This is a genomic window from Sphingomonas sp. PP-CE-3A-406, from assembly GCF_003688625.1.
GTDB lineage: Bacteria > Pseudomonadota > Alphaproteobacteria > Sphingomonadales > Sphingomonadaceae > Sphingomonas.
In genome coordinates, this window is record NZ_RCWY01000001.1 from 1251913 (window position 1) to 1271458 (window position 19546).

The following is a 19546-nucleotide window of genomic DNA, read 5'->3' on the forward strand; positions in this document are numbered from 1 at the left end:
CGGGCTGGCAGTGCTGTTCGGCGACTGACGATTACATGCACCACAACGCGCCGTTCTTGAGTGTCGGTTTCGAGCAGCCGGACGCTGGTAGCGGCAGCCGCTGCCCGGGTCGCCACAACGAAAGGCGCTGCAGTATTTCCGGCATTTCTGAATCGATCACCGGCAGCGCGTTGCCGTCGTTATAGCCTGTCGCGCTGCGATAGCGCAGCACGGTACGGTACGGCGCAGTCGGGTCGCTCGATCGTGCGACCGTGACCCAGTAGCCGAAAGGCGCGTCGGTGGTCGGCTCGACTGTGACGAAGGCGCCGCGCAGCAGCCCCGCTTGGACGAAGCGTACCTCCTGATTGTTGTTGGTGCCGGTGGTATGCGTAAACAGACTAACGAAACGGTCGGTATCTCGGTGATAGGCAAAAGCCTGGGTGCCGACAAGTTGACCACCGTTACCCGCGTGAATGCTGGCCAGAACGACAATCAGCAGCGGCTCCCGATCGCCCGCCTGTCGATACGCGACGCGCGCCATACGCAGGTAATGCGGTTGGTCGAAGTCACTCATCTGCCTATTGGGGTCAAGGCGAACGTCTAGGGCGGGATCGCAGGTCAAAGAACCCGCATGCCGGAGGCACGGCATAACCACGCCGGGTTCGGGATCTCCGGTGCCGGATACACCGGGATGCCCGCTTTGCGTCACCGTCAAGCGCCACGGCGTCTGCGTGGCAAAAGGACCGGAAAGCGCGACAGTGGCTATTGATCGGTCGGCGCCATCCGCACCGCTCGCGGTGGCCAAACCAAACAGGAAAGCGGCCGTGACACACGTTTTGATCATGGCTCGACTCCTGTTGTTACCTGTCGCCACTTCGTTGGTAAACTATGACGGGATCATCTCCAGCATAGCCTCCCTCATCGAGCGAGCATTCATATCAGGAGGCGCAACAACGGTATCACGCACTTTTTGCCCGGCACAACCAAATACGTTCGTTCGGCGCCCTCCCCGGCTATCCCTGTCTATACGCTCATCATGCAGTCTGATTCACGCCCCGATGCTCACGTACGGGGAACCGCACAACTTAGCTCTGCCGCTGCCGGCATGATCGCGTACGTCGTGATTGCTGATAAAAGGAATATACAGTGCAAAGGATCGCCCGATGATTCGAGATAAAACATCGTTCGTCATAATTTGCCTTGCAGCCGGCACCCAGGTTGCAGCTCTTCCGGGCGGTGCCCAAACCCAATCGGCTTCCGTTCAGGTTCCCATCCGCGAGGTCGATTTGTCTGACGGGACGCGACGCTACGCGATAACGATCAAAGTCGACGGGCATCCGATCGACGCCGGTCTCGATACCGGCTCGGTTGGGCTGCGCGTACTCCCAGGCGTTATAGATTCTGCCACCACGAAGGAAGTTGGACCGGTACAAAGATACGGCTATGGCGTCGGCACCACCCTTGAGGGCCCCGTGGTCCGCACAGAAGTTTCGGTCGGTGACCTTCACAAAAGCGCCCGCTGGCAAGATATTCGTGCAATCGGATGTAGTGCTGCCCGTCCCGATTGCCCTGCTTTGCACGTCGATCGCCGCCAGTTCGGTATTCAGGGCAATGGCCTCGCCGGCGAGGGGTTTCGCGCCATACTCGGTGTGGGTTTGGCAAGCGCCGACTTGCCAAACCCATTTCAAGAGATTGGCGCCCACCGGTGGATCGTCGAACTACCCAGGCCAGGCGAGACGCCTATCGGGAAACTAATCCTCAATCCGAGCGAGCAACAGATCATCGGTTTTACGCCACTTCTTTTGGCGGACGCGCATCGAACGCGATCGAATGACGCAGTGCGTGCGTGTTTACAGCACAACGACGGAAAACCCGTCTGCGCGCCGACGTTGATCGATAGCGGCGCCCCGGGAATTGAACTCGTCAACCACCGTGCCGATAACGGCTGGACCGAAGGCACGACAGCTCGGCTTACTTTTGGTGGCAGCACCGATACGGAGGCAATGGGAGTCCGTTTCACCGTGGGCCGCAGGATGCAGGCATCGAGGTTCAATGCCGTCGCCGATCCGCGAGTGGAAGGCATGCGGATTCGATCGGGTCTCCTGGCGTATTTTGCCTATGACGTTCTTTATGATGCCGATCGCGGTACGATCGCGATCAGGGCGCGGCCGGCATATCAGGATGGAGTTATCGCTGTCGGTGGGAGCCATGCAGATTGATCCAGAAGTCGATATTCGCGGGGTGATTTCTGCTGCCCAACTTCGGCCCTTCGTTCATGTCGAGGCGGGGCTCATGCTGCGCCCATCCCCCTCTGCGCGACGGCACACCAAATTTCTCGAAAAGGAACGCTGATCGAGACGTCGCAGGCGTTCTCGGAATCGATCCTTTGCGAGAAGGGAGGTATCGGCAGCTCCGCCTAATTGCGGACACCACGACTATGTGAAAGATAAGCGCGACCGAGTTAAGCGGTTACGAAGGAGAGCTGGATGCGTCAGGTGTACCTCGCTTATGCGATGTTGATCGTCGGAATGGCTTCCGGTCCCGCTCAATCCCAACGGCTGGACCAACCAGGAAGCGTTGCCGAGGGTGGAAAGCTCAACATCATCTCTTCCCAGAGCATCGCCACTCGGTGCAAAAAAGATAGATATCGATCAAAGGCGAAAGTCGAATGCGCACGAAGCGACGCCTACCAGACTGAGCAGGCTAAACGGCGCTCCAACCGCGGCTGAAAGGTTCTACGCCTGTTCGGCTTGGCGGACAGATCACGAGACGGAGTCACCTCATGACGCGTTGGCTTGATGTCCGCTTTCACCACACCTGGACGTTCAGTTGGGCAAATCACAGTCTCGAAAGTTGACGTTCGTTCATCACCACCGCTCCAACTCGGCCATTGCCAATGTAAGGATTAAAAGGTTTTCATTAATGCGGATGGCGGGGGAGGAGAGCGATCGGAGACCTAAACGTTTCTCACGCTCGGCAGAGCGTTGTTTGCTATTTTTCTTCGCTGTTGGCGAATGCTAATCTCAACGATGACAACGAAGAACGCCCAAACAAGAGCGCCAATTCCGAAGAATATACCAATCATTCCCAATGTGTATCCCCAAGTTGCCTGTCGCGCGATCTGATCGTTCCAAAAAAGCATTGATCGGGTCGGGTCGCCAGGATCATAGAGGATCGGTACTGTGCGGGTATTAATAATATAGTTGTATTCAGGATCAGGATCGCGTGCTGAACTACCAACCCGAGTATAGCCATTGACTAGATTATTTCGGCCATGTGGAATGAAGCTGTACTCAATATTAACGGTACAAAATCCAGACCTACCGCATTCGGTGGCAAATTCCCGAACAAAGCGCGCTTGCACCGGGACACCGCGGGCAACAAGAGCAGATGCTGTCACGCGGTCATGAATTTGCGGGACAATAAACGGGAACGTTATGCTCAATACGACCAACAACGAATAAGGGTACACTATAAGTCGGCTATTGAGACGTGACTCGGGATTGCGGGCCGTGAAGCCGATGCCGATAATTGCAAGCAGCATTGGTACGCAGCAAATTAACGCAATCTGGAAGGCTCCGCCGTGAACGATATCATCGATAACATGTCCGCGATCAAAGACACTGGGTAGCGCGATGACACAGAAGACCAGCATGCCTATCGCAAGAACGATCAAGATTGCGCGCCGTAAGGATTTTTTGGGACCGAACAACGAGGTCACCTGCTTTCCATTCTAACGTTCCCGAAGGCGGCTTAACATGTCCATCGCCTAAGCGTTTATCGAGTGGAGGCTAACCTTCTGCCGCAACGTCTGCTAATGACAAACGCGTCACTAAAAGCGGCCCGTCGGCTTTCCTGCCCAAACCGGACATTCCTAAAACTCGATCGAATTTCGCGAATGTCCGGGTTGGCAGAAAAGCGGCCCGTCTGCTTTTGGGGATGTGGGGGCGATAGTTGGCATCGCGCCGATGCCGGCGCAAATTGATCTCATGAATGAATTGTCATTAGCCAGCATCAGTGCCGACGTTTACCTCTAGGGAAAGTCTGGTAAAAAAAGGTGACGACAGTGATCGCACTTCTCAGCTTCATTGTAGCTACCGCAACAGCGGAAAGCGCAACCATCCCAATGTCCCCGCCACAAGCAATAGCGTTGGCCGAAGCCCACCCTAATCGGGCAACTACGGGCGTTTTCGCGATGAAGGTAGCTGCTGCTGAAAGACGGCCAAACGCCCTGTACTTGAACTCCGACGCCGATTATCGGTCGCCAAATGACATCACGTTCAACATCACGCCAATAGTAGCGGATATGCTGGAAAAGCGTTTGGGTTCAAAACCGGAAAATGCGCTGATTGGAAAGAACATCACAGTCAAAGGCGAGCTGAAGCTCCTTCCAGTAGCTAACATGCTCGCGGGGCAACCGCGTAGCCTCAATCGATATCAGCACACCGTTTTTGTGCGCGACGCTAGTCAAATCGTTATTCAATAAGCCTGCGAGATAACGGCCTGCGCATGCGATAATGACTGATTCAGATGAAGTATGCTGACGCCATGGTGGGTTGTCAGCGTTCCGACCAGGAAGCGCTCAGCGCGGGGGGAACGTCGTATTCTATTAGAGAAAGGCTGCTAGCTTTCAGCCGCCATCTGGCAAAGTTTCAAACGGCCGGGGAACGAACCGGCACCCTTCGCTGGGCCGCCGTAGCGATATGCCTACCAAATGCGTCACGCGGTTACGTACAAGGTTCGTGTGAATCCCGTCGTTACGCAATGTCCGGTTTCAGGTAGCGCGGTTCGCTGTCGGAGTGGCAATGTTTGGTCGTTCTAGTACGATCCCGCATTCTCGCGAGGGATCGAATATCGGGAAAGCGTACTATACCGCTGGATTAGCGCGAAGCTGTCGAGCCAGCTTCGCCAGCACATCGTCATCCGCACGCTCAAAATCGTGCGACGATATGTAGCCTTCATAATGATCGAAATACTTCGAGATGTTCGACTTGTGTTGCGTCCACTCCGACGCCTTAGTCCCGTGCATGGGAAACAGCTTGGCGTGCAGATGATCCACACCAAAGCCCTCAAATATCATTCCTGTCCGGCCTACGTCGGTCAGTCGGCTGTCGAGCAGCTTCGCGACTTGCCCGCTTGCCAATACCAGATCGGAGATCACCTCAGCCGGTTGGTCGAAAAGGTAGCTCGAATAATGAGCCTTGGGGATTACGACTGAAAATCCCTCAGTGTTCGGGAATATGGACAGGAAGGCGAGATGCTTTTCGTCTTCCCAAATGACATGCGAGGGCGCTGTGCGCGCAACGATTTTGCAGAAAATGCAATCATGTGATTCCGTCACGGTGCTCTGCCTTCGACCTAATCCAAGCGGGTGGATCGGCTTCTAACCGGCCTCGATCCAGACCCAAAAGACATTCCCACAAACGAACGTTGACCGGGAAACCTGCCCCGTCGATCCGGCTGACAGCCGCAGACGGATGCGCTTTCTCAAAATCTGTTCCCAATTTGAAATTCTCGAAATTGCGAATTTTGATGGCAAACTGGGAAAGATGCCGATGGCTCTTGGGCGGATATGGGGTGACGACTATACCCGAACCTGAAGCCGGGTGCTGATGTACACAACACCCTCAGCACCACCGTCCGTGTATGTTCAACAAACGGTCGTTTTCTGGACAGGTGCTTCCCGCCCACGCGGATACTACAAAACCGCGCTTTGTTAGTCATTTAGGCAAGGCGATCGTTTAACAAACGGGTGCCTAAAAACGGCTCAATGCGAGCGGTTCGAAGCGATCGTGCAAAGCGGAAATGAGTTCCGAGCGCACCTACCCTAAAGGCTGACCCGACGCGGCCACATCCGAGCGTTTGCCCTCTGCAGACTCACACCTCGAGCGTCTGCTTTTATCTGATCCCGCCGTTCGCGCGGACTATCTTAGTGACCGCTTTGTCACAATCCTCGCCCTTCCGCTGGGCCAATGGGCGTCGTCACGCGATATGAACCAATGACCCAAGTTGGGGCAGCGAAAGCTGGCCGGGAACGGCCGGGTATGGTTCGCGACATGGGTCGGCGTCGACCCGGATGCGGCGATCCCCGCGCTCGCGGCTCGGTTCGCCGGCTTGAACGATCCGGCAGAGCAGACGAAGCTTGCGCTCGCCTTCGTTGTCACCCTGTTCGGTGGTCGTTCGCAGGAAGGTCGCGCGCGCCAGGCCTTCCGCACGGTTGAGCACATGAAGTCGCTCTACCTCCTTATGGCTCGCTATATACGGCAGGAGGATGACATTCGGCGTGCCGGCAAGGGCGTCTACTCGCCGGGCCTGCGCGACGACGCGCAGGACGCGCGCAACGCGCTCATCGCCTTTATCCGCGAGACGCCTGGCAAACCGGCGTTCCTCGCGCTGCTCGAGATGGCGCGCGCGCACCCTGATGAGGGAAGCAGACCTTGGATGGGCTTCCACGCGAAGGCGAAGGCCGCGGCTGATTCGGACGTCGACGCCTGGGCCCCAGCACAGGTGCGCGAGTTCGGAAAGTCCCTCGTCGCGACACCCGCGAACCACCGCGAACTCTGGTATCACGCCGTCGACAAGCTCGACGCGCTGAAGCACGACCTCGAGAATGGCGACTCATCGATCGCATCGATCCTGCAGGCGGTTGACCGGGAGACGGAGTTTCGGAAGTTCATCGGCGGATGGTGCCGCGACCGCGCTGCCGGACGATACGTCGTCCCGCAGGAAGAGGAACTGGCGGACGCCAAGCGGCCGGACCTCCGCTTCTTCGGCGTCGGCTTCGATGCACCCGTGCCGGCCGAGCTGAAGCTGGCAGACAAATGGACTGGACCGCACCTCTTCGAACGACTCGAGGTCCAGCTGTGCGGCGACTACCTGCGCGACGTCCGGTCAAGCCGGGGCATCTTCCTTTTGGTCTACCTCGGCACGAAGTCGTACTGGGATTTGCCCAACGGACGACGGGCTGACACGTTCGAGATGCTGGTCGACGAGCTCCAGCGCCACTGGACGCTTATCGCTAACGACTACCCCGGCGTCGAGGACATACGCGTCATCGGGATAGATCTGACCCAGCGCGGCATCGACACCAAGGCGACCAAGGCCGCGAAAGCTGCCAAGAAGGCGGCGAAGATATCGGGGAAAATGACGAAACCAAGCTCGGAAAAGGGCCTTAAAAAAGGAAAGAAGCGAGGACAGTAGAAGCGCGGTGCGACCGAACGCTACCGAACGTCCAGCTCATTGGATGGTTTGCTGAAAGCGGCCAGTCTGCAGCCGGCCTAAGATTGCTTCTTATAAACCGCCGGCCGGCTTAACTTTGAACTTCCACTTCTGACAAAAGCTGCCGTACGACATATCGTTCGCGAACGTCTGGAATGAACATGCCCAAGCTGACCATGGACCGTCTGATACACGCAATCATCATTGGCCCGGCGGCACCGACGTCTCCCAAGGTCCTGCGTCGTCGTCCCAAAGCTGCGGCCAAGGCCTAACCATCATGCCGGTATCAAAGGTTCTGACGCCTGCGGGGCAGATTAAGGCAGCGATCCTCACGCTCAAGGACAGCGGCGACGATGGCTTCGAAGGCCTGATGGCGGCGCTGCTCGGCGCGGTGACGCACTTGCCGTTCCGGCTGGCCGTTTCGGGAAGCCAGGACGGCCAGGATGGTCGCGGTGACGGGGCTGAGGAGTCGATTGCGTTCGAGGCCAAACTCTACACGTCGAAGCTCACCAAATCAGTGGTCAACAACAAAGCCACTGAGGTGCTTGCCAGCGCCGATCCGCCCGATCTCTGGATCCTCGGCGCGACCGTCGGCGCGTCCTCTCAGATTGTCACGACCCTGCGCGCCGCCTTCGCCAAGGTCGAGACCAGCCTGCTGGTGCTCGACTGGCCGGCCAACACATCGCTGCCGCCGCTGGCCTTGCTGTGCGCCATGGTACCAGACACCTGCGCCGATTTCATCGCCTGCAACAGTAAGGCTGGCGTCGACCGGGCCGCATTGCTGGCTGCGCTCACGGCGCTGGCAGTCGCGCCGGGTTTTGCTGCGCGCGCCACCGACCTCAGCAACGCGCTGGCCGATCCGTTACTCGGTCTCGCAACGGCCCGCGCCGCCAATCATGCTACCTATGGGCGGCTCTTCGCGAGGGCAGACGAGGCCCGACATCGTTTCGGACAACCGCTGGCGCCTGCGGCCAGCCACGCTCTTGCGCCGATCGATCGAGCGCGACGTGTCGAGCTCGATACAGTTCTGACAGCGCCGCCGGTCCCGGGGATCATCGCGGTGACCGGCGACCAGGGGTGCGGCAAATCCTGGCTCGTCGCGCAAGCCTGGCTCGCTCTGCCGGATGCCCCGTTCCTTATCTTTCTGACGGCAGCCGAAGCGGTCGCCGCAATGTCCTGTGCGCCTCAGGAGCTTATCGCACGCCAGCTGATCGAACAATCGGGCGGTGTGCAGACCATCGCGAGCCTCGATCGCTGGATGCAGCGCCTTGCACGATGGCGCGCGCGGCCCGCGACCGCGCCGCGCGTGCTCCTGGTGATTGATGGGCTCAACGAGCGTGCGCGGACCGACTGGGCGCCCTGGTTGTCGCGCCTGGCCGGCTATCTCGCGACGATCGGTGGATGCGTGATCATCACAAGCCGGGCGCGCTATTTCAAGCGGATCGACGACCGTTTCACCGTACCGCGGCGTACGGTCACGCTTGGTGACTTTACCGATGCCGAACTCAATGCTGCGCTCGCCGCACATGGGGTCGCGCCCACACAAATCGCCAAGCGGGTCCGGTCATCACTGCGGAATCCGCGTATCCTCGGTATCGCGCTCGAGCTTCTCGGCACCGCGCAGATCGGCACCGCCGAGGAGCTGAGCATCGAGCGGTTGCTGTTCGACCATGTCCGCACCCACGCCAGCGACCCCGCCGACGGCGAGACGCCCTGGCAGTTCAAGACCCTGCTCGCCGATCACGCCCGGCTGATCCGCGAAAGGATTGAGGGTCAGGTCACCGACGACCGGCTGATCTTCGCCCATTATGACTTCGCAGACGCGCCGCGCTTCGATCTGCCGCGCGACCTCTTGCCAGTGGTCGAGGAGCGTTTCTTTGTCGGAGTCGAGGGCGATACCGCTCTCTACCAGCTGACCGAGGACGGCCTCGTCTATGCGCTCGCCATCGCGACGATCCGCGAGCTTCAGAAGGCCGAGCGCAATGCCCGGTCAGTCACCGAGCGCCTCGCCGAAATCATCGAGCCGGTCGCCGCGCTCGACCTCGTGACCCATGTCCTGTTCGCCGCAGCGCTCATCGCCAGCGTCGACGCCGAGGTCAGTCCGGCAATCGGTGCCGCCTTACTGGCGCGTCACGCGATGCAACAAAATGCCGATGAGGACAGCTATCCCGCTTATTGTGGCATTGTCCGCAACATTCCGGCGGCGGCGCTCGATGCGCTGTTCGCGCTGGCCATCGGCGAGCCCCATGTCCAGCACAAGGAATGGCTGCTCGATGCGCTGCGCCGTGCGCGCGCCGACCGGGCAGCTTGGGCGATCATCGCGCCGCGGCTCGATGCATGGCTGCGCATCTATTCGCTCAACGCTGCGCATGGCCTCATGCCGGGCGAACGCGATGCCACGAAGCGCGCCGATGCAAAGGCGGAGACCGAAACCAAGATTGCGACCCGGCTTGCCGACCTGACGCCGTGCGAGCGCGCGATCCTTGCGCGGATGACCCGCGACGACAGCGTCGATGGCACCGTGCTCAGCGAGGATATCTTCGCGATCCTGGCCGGCATGCCGCTGCTCGATTTCGCCGACGGGCTGATGTGCTGGGCGTTCGCCCGCTCGATCAACGGTGGCTATCATGTGCCGTGGAAGGACTTCGCCTTCGTCGTCCAGCATAACCGGATCGACTGGTTCGAAACGCGCGAGGCGCTGCTTGCGGCCGCCGCCTGCTTCACCGCCGCCGATGCCTCGCGCACCGGCCAATGGGCGCTGGTCTCAATCCTGCGCGCCACCGGCGATGCCGACGATGGCAGCCGTGCGGAGATCATCGCCAATGCGCTGATGCCCGAATGGGAGCATTTTCAGGGCTGGCGGCTGGTCGAGCGCTATTGTGCGACCGATCCGTGCGATCCAGCCTCCGAACGACCCGACACGATCGATGACACCGCCGAGCGCATAGGGGCGCTCGATCCCAAGGCCCTGGTCAGGAACCGCTGGACCGGCGAGCATGAGCACTTCCTAGGCGACGCCGCACCGGGTCTCGCACGCTTCGCACCCGATAACGTCGTCGCGATCAACCGGGCCGTGGTCAGCGACATGCTCGAGCGCCCGAGCAATATCGCGACGCTCGGCATTCCGTTGCTCGGCAGTGCCACCGTGCTGATCGAACCGGATACAGTCGAGGCAATGGCCGCGCGTGCCGCCGCGCTGTCCCATCCCAAGGAGCCGGTCGGGGACGCCGACACCAAGGACTGGGTCGTTTCGCAATATCTTCTGGTCACCGCCTTCGCCCATCTCGACGGCGACGCCCAGGTCCAGGTGCTCATCGATCTGCCCGAACACGGACCGCCGCTGATCCAGCTCGACAGCGTGTTTCATCCGGCGAGCGCCGACATGGTCGATCGGCTGGTTGACCACGGGACTGCCTCGAGCGAGGAGCATCGGCTGCTGATGGCGCTGGCGTTCGTGCGCGGGTCGGACTCACCGATCAGCCCGGAGACACTCGCGAAAATCCGGTTGTTGACCGATCATCCCAAAGGATCGGTGCGCGGTCTCGCGTTCCAGATATCGGCGGAGCATCCCGACGACGCACAGCTCACCGCCTTCGTGGCGAGCGGCTGGAGTGCCGCGACCTATCACCCGCGCGAGCATTTCTACGAACGCTGGCATGGCTCGTCGATGATGATCGCCGCGGCGATGCGGGGCCTGTTGAGCGGAGCCGAAGCCGTCGCGCGTGTCAGCCCCGATCGCTATGGCGCGGCAGCGGAAAAGCTTGGTGCCGCCGCCGTCGGTACGCCGCTCGCCAGCCTGATCGGTCAGGCCACCGCGCGCTTGCTCGAAGCGGTGATGCCGTTCCGGCCACCGCGCGTTTCGTTGAGTGACACTGCCGATGCCGACGCCGTCGCCCGCTTCTCGCTCGAGGATGACGACGCCGATTTGCCGGATGACCAGCGCTTCGCCCGGATCAACGAAAGCGACGAGGCGTTCGCCGCGCGCCAGAAGGCCGGGTGGGATCGCTTCCAGGCGTTCGAGGCTACGCTCACCAAAAGCGGTGCCGAGCTGATCCTGCGCGATATCGGCTCGAATGCGATGCGCGCGATCGCCGAAACCGACCTCGCCGCGCTTCAGGCCATTGCCAGGCAGTTGCTCGATGTCCCGACCAGCCGGTTGCCGCGCATCGCCAATCTCGCCTCTCGCATCGCCAGGGCGCTGTCCACCGCAGACCCGGATCTCGCCGTCGCGCTGTTCCGCCGTTGCGCTGGCCACGAGGCCTTTGTCCGCATCACGCGTTCGGCGGGTTCGATCCCGCTGATGACCTGGGATATCTGGCACAGCGAGGATTCCCGCGCGATGAAGGCGTTGCGTCGCGACCGGCTCGCGCGCTGTTCGAGTGACCACGCGCTGGCAAGTGAAGTGCTCGCCGCCTGCCATGCCGGGCGGCAATCCTGGCTGGAAGATTATGCGACGCGCGAGATCGCGACCGGCCATCCCGTCGCCACCGCTCGGGCGCTGACGATCCTTGGCTTCGCCGATGAGAGCGAGACCGCCGGCGCGACGATCGCGCGGTTCGACAATCATGGCGGAATGGTCGGGCGGGCCGCCGAGGCAGCGCGGTTCGCCTATGATCGCAACCGCTGGTCACGCATCTGGTATCAGCGCCTCGCCGAGACCGGCGACCGCGTCGACTTCTGGCGCTATGGCACCTTGCTCGCCAAGATCGCCGATGCCCGCATGGTGTTGTGGACCGGAGACTATGGGGAAGGCCCGCTGCTCGACCGGTTCGGTTATTCGCTCAACCGGCCGATCGAACGCCGCATCGAGGCGTGGAAGAAAAAGCGCGACGGCAAATTGTTCGGCCAGGACCAGCCACGCGATGTCTATCTCGAACCCGCGCCCGACGGCTTCGATCAGAGCGAGGAATGATGTGCGGTCCTGCGAAATGGTCGGAGCTGGGCGTCGCTATTCGGCGAAGCTTTCGGTGGATGAATAGAGATACTGCCAGGCGTTCTTGATCGTCATGCGATTGATGCCGGCGATCTCGTCCGCGTCCGGCGTGCGAGTCACCGGTCCGAAATTCCGGTGCGTGGGGTCGTTCGACAGAAACAGGCAATGGCGGTTCGACAGCGGCAGCAGCATCGTCGGCTTGTTGTTGAAGTCGATCAACGGATTGCTGGAGGTCAGGAATCGTTGGTCGCTGCCCGGCGGGATCACGTTGAGCGCATAATAGAGCGGAACATAGCTATCCCAATTGTCGACTGCGGTCTTCAGCCGGACCACAAGCCAATAATCCTCGCTCCAGTGGCCGACCTTGTCGGGATGGACCGTCTCCAGCTCGTGCCGCAATCGCGGCTGGTTATGGTGCATGAACGAAATCGCCATGGCGAGCTTGCGGATATCGGCCGGGAACTGACCCTCGAGAATCTCCGTGATGACCTTCGACGCCATACCATCGATCACCGCGATCTGCTTCTCCGCCCAGTCCGGCGCATAGCCGGGCGGTGGATTGCGCAAGCTGTTCCAGCGCTTCTTGAACCCGAAGCGCTCATTATTGCCCTTGGTAATCTTCCCCGTCTCGCTGTCGAGCCGCCACAGCGCGCCGGCCTCGGTCTCGAACCGCTTGAGATAATAGCGAGGCGTATAATGGTGCCGCTTCGAGACCGTCATGGCATCGCCTCCGGTTCATCGGCAGGGGCTTCCCGCACCGCCGACTTCCGGTCGCGCTCGCGTGGTCCGTTCCACTTCGGCTTGTCGGGACGCGGGCCGAAAATAAACTGACCGAACGCATAATAGCCGCCTTCGGGCGACGGCACGCGGTCGAGCTGGGCCACCGGCGACTGCTCAGCGGTGCCCGCGATCAGCGACGCTTCGCGCGTACCGGACGCGAAGATCGTGTGGTAGCCGAAGCGGCAGATCAGCCGATTGATCCTGGCAATCGCCTTGCGGTCGGTGATCGTGCGGTGGCCGATGTCCGGCCGGCGCGGACGGCTGCGACCGCGCAGGACCATCCGGGTCGTCACCGGAAACAGCAGCTCGATCCGGCCGGCGTCCTGCGCAATCTTATAGGGTCGCATCGCCGGCGTCGGGACGCGCGGGTCATAATAGATCACCGGATTGTCGCTGGTGAGGAACGCGTGATCGGACGCGTTGTGCAGCACATCGAAGCTGAGCGTGGCGAACAGCTTGCCCATGTCGTTGAGCGCGCGCGCCATTATCTCGAGCGATTTTTGCGGGTCGATGGTGACCTGGATCTTCTCCATCAGGTCCGGGAAGCCCTCGGGGAGCGGCGGCAGCTTCCCGGCGGCGTGCATGAGCAGCGCCTGTGTGTGCACCGAGTGGCCGAGGTACAGCTCGGCGAGATCGCGGAACGCCGGCACCCGCACGCGCATGAGGCTGAGGAAGGTGATGATATGCGGCGCGGCTTCAAACATCGCCTCGCGGTTGGCGAGGGCTATGACGATTGTCGGCCACTTCGTCTCGATCTCGCTGAAGATCGCCTCGAGTCGATCGTCGTCGCGCATACCCTCATCGTCGAACTGCGAATAATAATAGCGCTCGAACCCGGTCGACTCCGGGCGCTGCCGGAAGGGCCGAGCAGGATCGTCCTTGCGGAAGACCTGCAGCTGCCCCGCGGCATCACAGAAATTCTTCAGGTAGGTAACCGGGACGTAGTGGTGACGTTTCGGCATCGAGTGGAACATAACCAAAACATTGCCGCGCTGCCAGGCTGATCTTGGCCGCACCAATCATTTCGGTTGAAATTGAGTGACGTAGTGGCTGCGGATAACGCGAGCGTGCCCATCTATAACGGGGCGGCACGCTGGGCGATCCGGCTCGATGCGGGTGACCTCATTTCAGGCCGACTATAACGCGTGGCTGGCGGCCGATCCGCCACACGACATCGTGCTGTTGCGCGCGCAGGTTGCCTCGGCTTGGCTCGATCGCGGCTGGGCCTTGCGCGGTGTGGTCGAGAAAGATGTCGCGGAGGCAGACATGCCAGAGTCCGAAGATCGGGCACCGCGGATCATTGGCTGCGGCTAGACGGGTGCGATTGGAAAGCCTTCAGGACGACAGACACTGATAACAAGCTCGGCATCGGCGGCAATGGTCAGAAAACAGCTGGATGAACTTCGTTTAAAACTGTCTGCAAGTAACATCACCATGCCTCGCGTTGCGGTCGCGGTGGAGTCTTCATTCTTACGTTGTCGATCAGAAGCCGCCAGTTGGCTTGCGGCCCAATCTCAGTCGGCCCATGAGAACAGGGGTGCGATCGCTGAATGTCGGCATTTGATAAGACCCGGCGTTCGCCGCGTCGCCGGTGAACGGCAGAAATGTCCCAAGGTCAGTCCTTCCCCCCAATTAGAGCAATACCAACGAGGACGGCTTTTTTATAATCGCGCCATTACCCCTCGAACGGTCGAGATTAGCGGGCACAGAGGCCTCACGCCGTCCTCGGCACCAAAATTTCCCAATGATCTGAGTGCCCACCGCTTTCACCTCGGGTGCACCAAACTTCATTTATCATCTCCTGATTTCAATGCCTTAACAGAATCTTTGGCTAACCTTTCCGCAAGGTTAGCCAAAAGCTTGTCTGCAGCAGTGTCTGAAAGCGTGCGCTGATCGGCCGCTGCGGTGTACCGCGCGACCTCGCTGTCGGTCGTATGACCGTCCGCGCCTTGATCTCTTGATTCGAGCAACCGGCCTCGGCGAAGCGCCGCGCAGCGGCTTTGCGCAGGCCGTGCGCCGAGCAATTCGGCAGGCCGCGAGGTGTTCGATGGATTCTGGCAGATCGTCATCGACGATTCCGGTTCCATCACGCACAGCATGAAGAACGATACACGCCAGACCTATGCGCGGACGTACCTGACGGGGATCTGTCGCGACGTGGGCATGCCGCTTAGCGTCGACCTCATGATCGAACTGAGTCGTGCGCGCGGCAAGCCCACTTATGACACGGTCTGGTGCCGGTTCGATCAGGTTCTCGCCTCACGCGAGGAACAGCCGGATGATCCCATAGAGTCCGCTCAACAGATCGGCGACGCATACGCCGGTCGGGACGACCAGCTCGAGCCATCGGAGCAACCTGATCATCGTCCCGCCCTCCCCGACCCGCGGGGGCGGCCCGACGTACCCCTTCGGCCCGTCTACCCCAAATACAGCGCAAGAACCCCTGCCTCGCCCGCAAGCTTTTTAGGTGGCTTTCGATGCAGTTTGCGATGTGCCGCAGAGGACCGAAAAAACCTAGCCCTAAGGGGCGGTTTCGAGCGCAGGGGTTGGATGCAGATTGCCGCACCTGGGGTGCTTCAGCAAGGCCGACATGCGTGTTTTAAAATCGCGCTGAATTGCGCATCTAAAAAGGCGCAAGCCCCCCGCCTAGCCCACACCATGTTCGCAGCGCAAACGTGTGTTCTAAAATTGGGCGGAGCTGAATCCAAAATTAGCCGGCATCGTAATGTGGTCTGTTCAGGTGCTAAGCGGCACAAATAGAAATGATTCTAAATGACGTAGGTTGACCTGCAGTTTTTCACCGCTCAATATACGCAATGAAATACTGCGGCGTTGTCAGTTAGGCATAAATAAACATGACAAGATCAAATGATCTGTTCGAGCCAGCCTTCGATTCCGTCAGATGGGCTCGTCAATCGATCGATGAGGCGGAGGCCGCAATATCCGGTTTTTTTTCTAAATCCTGCCCATACTGAGCAGTTTGTAGAACAAGATCCTACATCGGGCTCTAATATCCTAAAAGTCAGGTTGTTAGAAGATATCCCGTCTGATTTCCGACGGCATATAAACCAAGCTTTGACATTGGCTCGCAGCTCTTTTGACCAGGTCCTTCACGCCGCTTACGAGACAACAGGTTACCCCACAAAAAGAGTGATGTACCCTTGGGCGGATAATCTTGATAAACTAAATGTTTACCTTAAAAATGCGCCTGATCCTTTTCAGAAATTGATCAAGATTCTCTCATTCCTCGACCCAATTCCCCCGGGAAATAGTGGCGATAATATCATAAGAGAAATGGCATCTCTTTCTAATCGAAAGCATGATGTCGGAATAAAGCTAGGCGCGTCAGCGGATATTAGAGATATTGAAGTCAGAATGCCCAATGCCGTTGTAAATTTTGGATTTACTCAGTGGGACCCAATTAAAAAAGAGATAGAAGTACTAAGATGGATTAATGATACTGGACCAGGCCTTATATCATTCAAACTTTACTTTTACGCCGGCCTCGACACTCCGGGCGAATCGGGCGAAACTCCAGCGACTAACCCAGTTCGATCATTCATAGACAAAGCTGACATTGTTTACGAAAGCTTCAAGCTAAAGTGTGAGGAAATTCTATCAGACGAAGCAATATCGGAATCACTCATTGAAAGCTCAGCGGCGCACGTCCTTGCAGCGACGGACTGGCGATCTAGGATTAAAATCAAGCCGCCTGAGAGAACGGTCCGGCCACCCACAAATCTTCGAAATTTGTCACGTGCAACAATTACGACACCGAAAAAATAACGCGGTGTTCACGCGTTGATACATCCAACCGACTAAACAATGGTCAATGCTGATCACTAGACTAGGCCATTCATGTCTTTTTTTTGAGAACGAATTCTCAAAGCTCCGCTGCCAGCAAAGGGCAGCGAAGCGCATTTTTTTGTTCGCGCGAAATCACGCATTCCTCCCAGGATGCACGGGACGGCGCAAGCCGGCACGCTCACTCGCGGTCGCTGGATGCTGAACCCGTCGAATAAGCACTTAAATAGCCAACAGTGCCCGCTCCCTGACTCGATCGTCCTATGATTGTAGGGATATTACTGAAACGGGCCTACGAAGCATATGTCGATCGCGAACATGGTACGCGCCGGAACGGCGGCGTTGATAACTTTGTTGCTGGTTGCGGCCCTGGTGGCAGCAACCAGGGTTAATGCGATTCGCATGGGGGGTGACATGCAGGTCAAGTCGCAGCAGGCGGCCGATCTGATCGCTGACGTCCTTCCACCGCCGGAATATGTGATCGAGCCCTATCTGGAGGTCATGTTGCTGCGTGAACAGCCGCAACGGATAGCGGAGGTACGAACCCGCCTGCAAAAGCTCCACGCGGACTATACGACCCGTCACAATTACTGGGTCGGTGCAAACCTTGCGCCCGAGCTAAAACGGGGTGTCACCGAGGCCACCCACGCGCCCGCTGCCGCCTTCTGGCATGAACTCGAAAGCAACTATCTTCCCGCGATCCAACGCGGCGACCGAGTTGCGGCCGACCGCAGCTATGCAGCGCTGACCGGCTATTATACCGCGCACCGCCAGCAAGTGGACGCGCTGGTGACGACCGCCACTGCTTATCAGTCGGCGCTTGAAGTCGAGGCTGCTACGGTGCTGCGGACGGCGCTGATCTGGCTTTGCGGTCTGGCAGCGCTGCTGCTCGTGCTGATCGTCACGGCGTCGTACACGCTGCTCCGCAAGGTGGTCCGCCCACTGGTTGAAGTGTCGGATGTAACCGCGCGGCTCGCGGTTGGGGAACAGGCAACCGTGCCGCACCGCGGCCGCCGCGACGAACTGGGCCGTATCGCCGATGCTGTGGAGCAGTTCCGATCGGTATCTGCCGCGCGCACCGCGCAGGATGCCCGGTCCGCAGCCGAACAGCAGGAAGTAACGGCTGCGCTCAGCAGCGGCCTGCTGGCGCTCCACCGCGGCGACCTCACCGCCGAGATTCGCGGCGACTTCCCGCAATCCTATGTTGCACTCAAGACCAACTTCAACGCCGCATTGGCGGGCTTGCGCACTCTGATCGCGGCGGTGAGCGAAAGTGCGGCCAGGATCAGCACCGGTTCGGGCGAGATCGCGCACGCTTCCGAAGACCTGGCGCGTCGCACTGAAGCAAACGCCGCCAGTCTCGAACAAACCTCCGCCTCCGTGGCGCAGATGGATACCCGGCTCGGAGCAACCGCCGCATCGGCAATTCGCACCGTGGAACGTGCCGACGGCGCCATTGCCAGCGTCGGCAATGGCCGCACCGTTGCCGGAGAAGCGGTGCAGGCGATGACCCGTGTGTCGGACAGCGCCAAGGACATCGACGACGTGATCGAAGGGCTCGACAAGATCGCTTTCCAGACCCGCGTCCTCGCCATGAATGCCGCAGTGGAAGCCGGCCGCGCCGGGGACGCGGGCCGCGGTTTCGCCGTGGTTGCAGATCTCGTCTCAGCGCTGGCGATGCGGGCAGAGGAGGAGGCCGGCCGGGCCCGTGAACAGCTTACCGCGACGCAGGCCGGTATCGTCACGGCAGTCGGCATGGTGCAGCGGGTCGACGGCGCACTCGCCGACATTTCTGCAGATGTCGTGGAAGTGCATGGCCTGCTCAAACGCATCGCCGATGACAATCAAGCTCAATCCACCGCTGTGTCGCAGATCAACGCTGCCATCGGCACGATGGACCGTTCTACCCAGCAGAACGCCGCTATGGTGGAACAAACCTCCGCGGCTGCGCGGACTCTATCGAGCGAGGTGCTGGCGCTTGCGGAACAGGCTGCGCGTTTCAACACGAACGCCGAAACTGCCCCGCGTGCGCGCACTACCCGAGAACAGCACCTCGAAATGGCGGGGTAAGGCACGCGGCCGGACTCACGCTGATGCCAATGCCACATAGCGTTCGCATGCTCGGAACCTGCGACGGTAATCATCCATCGGGTATCCTCCGATATTTCTCTATCCGACTTCGCAACAGACCAAAGAGGCGCGACGTAAACGGGTTGGAACGGCACCGAAATCGCGCATCCTCCTCAGGATGCACGGGACGGCGCAAGCCGGCACGCTCACCCGCGGTCGCTGGATGCTGAACCCGTTGGGTTCGGGGCCTCGGGGGCTTGGTGAAGCTTCAAACTGCGCACGCCATAGGCGTTCCTTCTATATTTAGATCTTACAGGGCCTCTGTCTGACCGCTCGGCAGATTTGCACTATCAACGAAGGCGCGGACGCGGGCGAGGATGGCGCGCAGCTTGGGGGTCTCGACCTCGGCGATCACGTCGTCGACCGTCGCGATGTCCAGCTTCTTCTGACGCGCGAGCTTCTCGGCGACGGCGCGAACGAGCTCGCTCGGTTTACGGAGCATGCGCCTCACGCACTCACCCACTCACGCACCGTGGGCGGCAGTAGTAGGATGAAGGCGTTCGAGATCTGCTCGCTTTGCTGCTCATCGGGCAGGGCGTCCTCGATCGGCATGCACCGTCGGATCCAATCGAGGACGGCGCAAGCCTTTAGGCGCGCAACCGCCTCTACAACATCCCGCCGCTTATGGTCTGCGGCGGGAGAAGAGCTATGCACTCGACGATCGGCTTTGCTTCGATGAAGTCTTCGTCATGCCGCGGGTGG

General features: G+C 59.9%; 14 protein-coding genes. 7 read left to right on the forward strand and 7 right to left on the reverse strand.

What is annotated here, in order from left to right; genetic code table 11:
- Positions 1-31: 31 nt before the first annotated feature.
- Positions 32-823 (reverse strand): hypothetical protein, encoded by a 792-nt coding sequence (locus C8J44_RS05505; protein WP_147453132.1) that lies wholly within the window; start codon positions 821-823, stop codon positions 32-34.
- A 319-nt stretch (positions 824-1142) separates the two neighbouring features.
- Between C8J44_RS05505 and C8J44_RS18150 the strand changes: the two genes are divergently transcribed.
- Complete coding sequence (locus C8J44_RS18150; protein ID WP_147453133.1) at positions 1143-2198, forward strand: hypothetical protein; 1056 nt, start codon at positions 1143-1145, stop codon at positions 2196-2198.
- A gap of 737 nt (positions 2199-2935) precedes the next feature.
- Here C8J44_RS18150 and C8J44_RS05515 read toward each other — a convergent pair.
- A complete protein-coding gene (locus C8J44_RS05515; RefSeq protein WP_147453134.1) occupies positions 2936-3700 on the reverse strand; it encodes a DUF3592 domain-containing protein in 765 nt (254 codons plus the stop codon).
- 345 nt (positions 3701-4045) lie between these two features.
- Here C8J44_RS05515 and C8J44_RS18155 point away from each other — a divergent pair, with 345 nt between their 5' ends.
- Complete coding sequence (locus C8J44_RS18155; protein ID WP_147453135.1) at positions 4046-4465, forward strand: hypothetical protein; 420 nt, start codon at positions 4046-4048, stop codon at positions 4463-4465.
- A 381-nt stretch (positions 4466-4846) separates the two neighbouring features.
- Here the strand turns inward: C8J44_RS18155 and C8J44_RS05520 are convergent, their stop codons facing one another.
- Entirely contained in the window at positions 4847-5320 is a 474-nt protein-coding gene (locus C8J44_RS05520; RefSeq protein ID WP_121903590.1) for an HIT family protein, read from the reverse strand.
- 668 nt (positions 5321-5988) lie between these two features.
- Between C8J44_RS05520 and C8J44_RS05525 the strand changes: the two genes are divergently transcribed.
- Positions 5989-7179: a hypothetical protein gene (locus C8J44_RS05525; RefSeq protein WP_183128700.1), complete on the forward strand. Its 1191-nt coding sequence runs from the start codon at positions 5989-5991 to the stop codon at positions 7177-7179.
- 295 nt (positions 7180-7474) lie between these two features.
- Positions 7475-12109, forward strand: a complete 4635-nt coding sequence (locus tag C8J44_RS05530; RefSeq protein ID WP_121903591.1) for an NACHT domain-containing protein — start codon at positions 7475-7477, stop codon at positions 12107-12109.
- 36 nt (positions 12110-12145) lie between these two features.
- On the opposite strand, the gene C8J44_RS05535 is transcribed toward C8J44_RS05530, so the two are convergent.
- Both C8J44_RS05535 and C8J44_RS05540 read right to left on the reverse strand, forming a co-directional pair.
- Positions 12146-12850 (reverse strand): DUF4238 domain-containing protein, encoded by a 705-nt coding sequence (locus C8J44_RS05535; protein ID WP_121903592.1) that lies wholly within the window; start codon positions 12848-12850, stop codon positions 12146-12148.
- Positions 12847-13872, reverse strand: a complete 1026-nt coding sequence (locus tag C8J44_RS05540; RefSeq protein WP_183128701.1) for a DUF4238 domain-containing protein — start codon at positions 13870-13872, stop codon at positions 12847-12849. Before C8J44_RS05540 ends, C8J44_RS05535 begins: the two co-directional genes overlap by 4 nt.
- A gap of 148 nt (positions 13873-14020) precedes the next feature.
- Between C8J44_RS05540 and C8J44_RS05545 the strand changes: the two genes are divergently transcribed.
- A complete protein-coding gene (locus tag C8J44_RS05545) occupies positions 14021-14224 on the forward strand; it encodes a hypothetical protein (RefSeq protein ID WP_121903594.1) in 204 nt (67 codons plus the stop codon).
- Positions 14225-14697: 473 nt separating this feature from the next.
- On the opposite strand, the gene C8J44_RS05550 is transcribed toward C8J44_RS05545, so the two are convergent.
- Positions 14698-14979, reverse strand: coding sequence for a hypothetical protein (locus C8J44_RS05550; RefSeq protein ID WP_220683080.1), 282 nt, complete (start codon positions 14977-14979; stop codon positions 14698-14700).
- Between the two features lie 1012 nt (positions 14980-15991).
- On the opposite strand from C8J44_RS05550, the gene C8J44_RS18160 reads away from it, so the two are divergent.
- Together C8J44_RS18160 and C8J44_RS05555 are read left to right on the forward strand one after the other, a co-directional pair.
- The gene (locus tag C8J44_RS18160) at positions 15992-16696 is read left to right on the forward strand and encodes a hypothetical protein (protein ID WP_220683081.1); all 705 of its coding nucleotides are present in this window, start codon (positions 15992-15994) and stop codon (positions 16694-16696) included.
- Positions 16697-17017: 321 nt separating this feature from the next.
- Positions 17018-18784 (forward strand): methyl-accepting chemotaxis protein, encoded by a 1767-nt coding sequence (locus tag C8J44_RS05555; protein WP_259466720.1) that lies wholly within the window; start codon positions 17018-17020, stop codon positions 18782-18784.
- Positions 18785-19094: 310 nt separating this feature from the next.
- Here C8J44_RS05555 and C8J44_RS05560 read toward each other — a convergent pair whose 3' ends face one another.
- The gene (locus tag C8J44_RS05560; protein WP_147453137.1) at positions 19095-19295 is read right to left on the reverse strand and encodes a hypothetical protein; all 201 of its coding nucleotides are present in this window, start codon (positions 19293-19295) and stop codon (positions 19095-19097) included.
- Positions 19296-19546: the final 251 nt, after the last annotated feature.

Excerpts from the sequence above, each read along its gene's own strand:
- C8J44_RS05530 (WP_121903591.1), top strand. The coding sequence starts at position 7,475 with ATGCCGGTATCAAAGGTTCTGACGCCTGCGGGGCAGATTAAGGCAGCG.
- C8J44_RS05505 (WP_147453132.1), bottom strand. The coding sequence starts at position 823 with ATGATCAAAACGTGTGTCACGGCCGCTTTCCTGTTTGGTTTGGCCACC.
- C8J44_RS05545 (WP_121903594.1), top strand. The coding sequence starts at position 14,021 with ATGCGGGTGACCTCATTTCAGGCCGACTATAACGCGTGGCTGGCGGCC.
- C8J44_RS05535 (WP_121903592.1), bottom strand. The coding sequence starts at position 12,850 with ATGACGGTCTCGAAGCGGCACCATTATACGCCTCGCTATTATCTCAAG.
- C8J44_RS05550 (WP_220683080.1), bottom strand. The coding sequence starts at position 14,979 with ATGACGATCTGCCAGAATCCATCGAACACCTCGCGGCCTGCCGAATTG.
- C8J44_RS18150 (WP_147453133.1), top strand. The coding sequence starts at position 1,143 with ATGATTCGAGATAAAACATCGTTCGTCATAATTTGCCTTGCAGCCGGC.
- C8J44_RS05555 (WP_259466720.1), top strand. The coding sequence starts at position 17,018 with ATGTCGATCGCGAACATGGTACGCGCCGGAACGGCGGCGTTGATAACT.
- C8J44_RS05540 (WP_183128701.1), bottom strand. The coding sequence starts at position 13,872 with ATGCCGAAACGTCACCACTACGTCCCGGTTACCTACCTGAAGAATTTC.